Raw genomic sequence first — 4,644 nt, 5'->3', positions numbered from 1 at the left:
AGGCTTGTTGATCTTTAAAAATTACCATCGATACCAAAAACAACTAACGCTATATATTACGTTCTTTTTTTAGTTGTAAAAATTGTTTCCATTTAACCACTTCAGCAGGCATTTCAGGTGTGTCGCCTGTGTAACCGGCTGCTGCAATTAAGGTTTCAATAGGCACTTGTTTACCTCGACATACAAACACACCACGAACATGCGCAATGCAATGTAAACCCCGAGCGGTAAGCATACGATGCTCAATATAAAAGTATTTTTCGTCCCAACCAACGATTTTAGTTTCAATGGTAAACTTTTCAAACGGCTTAATATCGCGGATATAAGTAAACTCTGCCGCATTCACTATCGGTAACCATTTGTTTTTTAGAAACTGTTTCATCAAGCCCATTTCGGCAATCAAATAGGTGCGAGCTAAATCCATAAAAGCAGGATAACGCGAGTTAGTTAAATGCATATTGATGTCGCAATCTAACGGTAAAACACGGTAATCAATTCGGCTAGTGCCTAAAAAACCAATACTTTTACAATGACCTATTCGCCATAAAAACAACAAAATAATACGAAAATACAGATTCATGCACGGTTACTCCTAATGTAAGCGCGACAGGCTAACAAAGGTCATACCAGTGAGCAAGCGGCTTTAGCATCATTTGGTAGCACAAAATTGGCATTACACTTTATTTGTTACTCTTTTTGAGACTTATCCCCCTTTTCATCTGCGGCTTAACTGATTAACATAGCGAGGCGTTTTGATTAAATTGGCAGTGGGTTAACTGAGTTTCACGTAACTTACTAACAATAACGCCGTAATCGTTGAGTCGATTACAGCCAAATCAGCGCAAACACATTGTTTTTAATTCTCAGGGCGGGGCGCAATTCCCCACCGGCGGTAAACTTGAAAAAGTGAGCCCGCGAGCGCTCGATTCGTCGAGGTCAGCAGATCTGGTGACTTAGGTTTTACTCATGAGTAATGCCTAACAGTCCAGAGCCGACGGTTACAGTCCGGATGAGAGAGAATAGAGATACATCAATTAGCCTCGACTTGTTGATGCAATTTGTTTTGGATTTATATCCCTCTTTATAAGCCCTGATTCTGGTCATTTTAGGAGTACAACCATGAATCAGTTATCACTACTTGCCGAATTTGGCGAACCAATCACCCGTGTAGAAAACGCATTAGCAGCGCTTAGAGAAGGCCGAGGCGTATTACTACTCGATGATGAAGATCGTGAAAATGAAGGCGACATTATTTATTCTGTCGAGCACTTAACCACAGCCCAAATGGCATTAATGATCCGCGAATGCAGCGGCATTGTGTGTTTATGCTTAACTGACGAACACGCCAACAAGTTACAATTGCCGCCAATGGTTATTAATAACAACAGCGCCAATCAAACTGCGTTTACCATCTCCATTGAAGCAAAGCACGGTGTTACCACTGGCGTTTCCGCACAAGATCGCGTGACCACCATTAAAACAGCGGCAAACCGCGATGCCAAAGCATCAGATTTGGCCCATCCAGGACACGTATTCCCATTGCGTGCTCGCGCTGGAGGAGTAATGTCTCGCCGAGGTCATACCGAAGGGACTGTCGACTTAATGCAAATGGCAGGTTTAATGCCAGCTGGCGTATTATGCGAACTGGCTAACGAAGATGGCAGCATGGCCAAAACACCAGAAATTATCGCCTTCGGCCTTAAGCACAACATGCCTGTACTGACCATCGAAGATATGGTGATGTACCGTAACCAGTATGATTTAAAGCTGGCGTAATTAATAAAGTCATTAATAGGCTGTCACAAGAGTGACGCACTATCAGATAAAAATAAGAGGCGCATTATTAAATGGCGCCTCTTTTTTTACATCTAATAAGTTATAAAAAAATATCTTAAATATAGATTAAGCTCTATTTGGCTTATAGTAATATCATGTTACAAGTCAAACGTCATAACCGATGCGCAACGAGGTATAAATGAGATGTGAATTTATTCCCGCCACCGAAAAAGACAAAACCTACCTACTCGATTTACGTAAATTAACCATGGTTGAGCATTTAGAAAAGTCTGGGCAGTTCTTGTCTGATGCGCAACATGAATATAGATTAAACGATGCTTATGAATGCTCTTATCTGGTCATGTACGCCAACGAGTTAATCGGGACGTTAAAATATCGAGTCAGTGAAGCTACAGTCGAAATCATGCAGATCCAAATCCATCCATTGTTTCAAAGGCAAGGATTTGGCCAAAAAATCTTACAACAAATTATCACAGACTCGAAGCCAAAATTGATTGAGTTAACTGTATTAAAACAGAACCCTGCGTTGCAACTATACAAAAGGTTAGGGTTTGAAATTACCGGTGAAGATCAGCACGAATATTTTATGCAAATTAGCAGCTCATAGACTCATTTCAACCCACATAAAAAATTGGCTATAACACTTTAAAAAAAGCATATTTGTAACGTTAACATATTACCCAGCAACCAATATTAGGACGCTAACCCTATAGCAGAACATGGTTTTAAACATGATATATGGAGGTTTACATGAATCGAGTCACAGGTATCGGCGGCATATTTTTTAAAGCAAAAGATGCACCTGCGTTGCAGGCTTGGTATAAGCGTCATCTCGGTATTGACGTTCAAGAATGGGGCGGCACTGCTTTTTCTTGGACCGACTCAAATGACAAGCCAACTGGTGGAACCACTATCTGGGCGGTAAGTTCAGAGAAAAGCGACCAATTTGCTCCAAGCCAAGCCCCATTTATGATCAACTACCGCGTTGAAGACCTTCACGCTGTCGTCGCCGCCCTCAAAGCAGAAGGCTGTAATGTCCTCGATAAAATAGATGAATCTGAATACGGCAAGTTTGCGTGGGTTATTGATCCAGAAGGAAACAAAGTCGAATTATGGCAGCCGCCTTTAGGTCAATAGCAACTATTGTGGCTTAATGAATCTGTTCACATCCATGTGAAATTAACTTGGAGACAAACTAAATCACAATGCAGTAATAAACGTTTGATACTGACTCATGGTATTGGCATCGTCTAACATGCCTTGATGGCCAACATTAGGCACCATAATTAACTGTTTATTGGCTGACTGGCTAGCTACAAACAGTTTTTCAGACAGTTCAGGCGGGACCTCTTCATCATCTTCTGCCGCAATGACTAATAATGGCCCTTGATAATATTGCGCGACCACTTGCTTATTATCTGTTTTACGAAAATCTTCTGGCATTTCCAAAGTCATAAACGGTGCCATATACCACGGTGTTTTTTCATCAACCCAGTCGTCGGCATTAGTGGCTGAACCGTGTAAAATCAGCGCATCTATTTTATTATTTTTTGCTAAATCAGCGGCAATAAAACTGCCTAGTGAGTAACCGTGCAATATCACTTTTTCAGGCTGATATTGCTGATGTAAATAATCCAGTTGTTGCTGTGCATCTGCAATAATATTGTTAATGCTTGGTTGGCCTTCACTTGCCCCTAATCCACGACGATCCATCACTAAAATATCGGTATTAAGCGTCGATAATGTGGTAAGGGCAGACAGGCCATGTGGTTCGATTTTCATGCCGTTGCCTTGATAAAAGACCAATGTTGTAAGGCTATTGGGGTTATCAATATAAAAACCATTTAACTTAACGTGATCACTTGCCTCTAAGCTAAGTGGGGTAATCAAATGATTAGGCATCGCCTGCTGTAATTGTTGAGTAAACTCAGCAGTAAACGCTACGGGGACTTCATCGCTGGCAATAAAAGTGCTTTCACTTAGGCGCATAGTACATGCTGAAGTAACCAGCACTGTGGTTCCTATCATTGCACCTGTGGTTATTTGTTTAAGCCAATTTTGCATATTATTTTCCTTAATTTACTCATCGTCCTTGTGGACTAAAATGTCACCTGGCGAGCATTGTAAATGCTGGCAAATAGCGTCTAGTGTCGAAAATCGAATAGCTTTTGCACGGCCACTTCTAAGCACTGACAAATTTTGAGGGGTTATGCCTATCAATTCTGCCAATTCAGTGGACTTCATTTTCCGCCTTGCCAGCATCACATCCAGCTCAATAATTATGGCCATTAAATAGTCAACTCCGCCTCTTCTTGAAGCTCCGTTGCATGCTTCATGACCCATGCTACACAGTAAAAAATCATCCCGAAAAGTGCATACTTTAATTCTTGGCTGCCAAGACTAAAATAAACAGGTACCGCACTAGATGTACCGCTAAAGTGCAATGTAAATGCGATGATCATGGGGTAAAAAAGGCTGAGTAAAATCCAAACTAAAAATACCAAAGCAATACGGCTCAAGCAGCGGAAGTTACTTGGAGTAAACACATTACCTTGCTGATACAGACCAAAAAGTTGGTAGAGAAAAGAGTAAATAAACAGGTAAGGTAAAATTTCAACACTGCCCAGAATGATCCCAGGATGAAATCCTGCATCATAAAGGCTTTGAGCGAGAGCTTGCCAAGGTGTACCAAAGTCGACAGCTAGATAACTACTAAACCACCCCCACCAATCAATGGTTAACACATATTCACCCGCTTGAAATTCTCCGAACACCATAGTGCCGCTATAACTAGTGACTTGTAATAAAGCTAAAAATACAATCAGCAATTTAATCCATTTACTTAAC

At 41.1% G+C, this 4,644-nt stretch carries 7 protein-coding genes and 1 riboswitch; of the genes, 3 read left to right on the top strand and 4 right to left on the bottom strand.

The genetic code is table 11. The features are described from left to right. Positions 1–49 precede the first annotated feature (49 nt). Positions 50–580: a thioesterase family protein gene (locus CXF78_RS10695; protein ID WP_102036771.1), complete on the bottom strand. Its 531-nt coding sequence runs from the start codon at positions 578–580 to the stop codon at positions 50–52. A gap of 275 nt (positions 581–855) precedes the next feature. Beyond that, a riboswitch (FMN riboswitch) is annotated at positions 856–1,025 on the top strand. Positions 1,026–1,119: 94 nt separating this feature from the next. On the opposite strand from CXF78_RS10695, the gene ribB reads away from it, so the two are divergent. The 3 genes from ribB (at position 1,120) to CXF78_RS10680 (ending at position 2,934) form a co-directional block, all read left to right on the top strand. Further along, complete coding sequence (gene ribB, locus CXF78_RS10690) at positions 1,120–1,776, top strand: 3,4-dihydroxy-2-butanone-4-phosphate synthase (protein WP_011639277.1); 657 nt, start codon at positions 1,120–1,122, stop codon at positions 1,774–1,776. 199 nt (positions 1,777–1,975) lie between these two features. Then, positions 1,976–2,404: a GNAT family N-acetyltransferase gene (locus CXF78_RS10685; RefSeq protein ID WP_101088558.1), complete on the top strand. Its 429-nt coding sequence runs from the start codon at positions 1,976–1,978 to the stop codon at positions 2,402–2,404. 143 nt (positions 2,405–2,547) lie between these two features. Further along, positions 2,548–2,934, top strand: coding sequence for a VOC family protein (locus tag CXF78_RS10680; protein ID WP_102036770.1), 387 nt, complete (start codon positions 2,548–2,550; stop codon positions 2,932–2,934). 63 nt (positions 2,935–2,997) lie between these two features. On the opposite strand, the gene CXF78_RS10675 is transcribed toward CXF78_RS10680, so the two are convergent. The 3 genes from CXF78_RS10675 to CXF78_RS10665 all read right to left on the bottom strand — a co-directional run. Then, positions 2,998–3,861 carry an alpha/beta hydrolase gene (locus CXF78_RS10675; protein WP_102036769.1) on the bottom strand — a complete coding sequence of 288 codons (864 nt, stop codon included), beginning with the start codon at positions 3,859–3,861 and terminating at the stop codon, positions 2,998–3,000. A gap of 15 nt (positions 3,862–3,876) precedes the next feature. Next, entirely contained in the window at positions 3,877–4,086 is a 210-nt protein-coding gene (locus CXF78_RS10670) for a helix-turn-helix domain-containing protein (RefSeq protein ID WP_011639279.1), read from the bottom strand. Beyond that, positions 4,086–4,644, bottom strand: a 559-nt coding sequence (locus tag CXF78_RS10665) for a DUF2975 domain-containing protein (protein WP_102036768.1), incomplete at its 5' end; no start/stop codon positions are given. The genes CXF78_RS10670 and CXF78_RS10665, both read right to left, overlap by 1 nt.

The organism is Shewanella sp. 11B5, assembly GCF_002836795.1.
GTDB classification, from domain to species: domain Bacteria; phylum Pseudomonadota; class Gammaproteobacteria; order Enterobacterales; family Shewanellaceae; genus Shewanella; species Shewanella frigidimarina.
Note: the sequence above shows the minus strand (reverse complement) of the source record. Positions and strands in the feature narration are given on the sequence as shown.

Excerpts from the sequence above, each read along its gene's own strand:
- CXF78_RS10680 (WP_102036770.1), top strand. The coding sequence starts at position 2,548 with ATGAATCGAGTCACAGGTATCGGCGGCATATTTTTTAAAGCAAAAGAT.
- CXF78_RS10685 (WP_101088558.1), top strand. The coding sequence starts at position 1,976 with ATGAGATGTGAATTTATTCCCGCCACCGAAAAAGACAAAACCTACCTA.
- CXF78_RS10670 (WP_011639279.1), bottom strand. The coding sequence starts at position 4,086 with ATGGCCATAATTATTGAGCTGGATGTGATGCTGGCAAGGCGGAAAATG.
- CXF78_RS10695 (WP_102036771.1), bottom strand. The coding sequence starts at position 580 with ATGAATCTGTATTTTCGTATTATTTTGTTGTTTTTATGGCGAATAGGT.
- ribB (WP_011639277.1), top strand. The coding sequence starts at position 1,120 with ATGAATCAGTTATCACTACTTGCCGAATTTGGCGAACCAATCACCCGT.
- CXF78_RS10675 (WP_102036769.1), bottom strand. The coding sequence starts at position 3,861 with ATGCAAAATTGGCTTAAACAAATAACCACAGGTGCAATGATAGGAACC.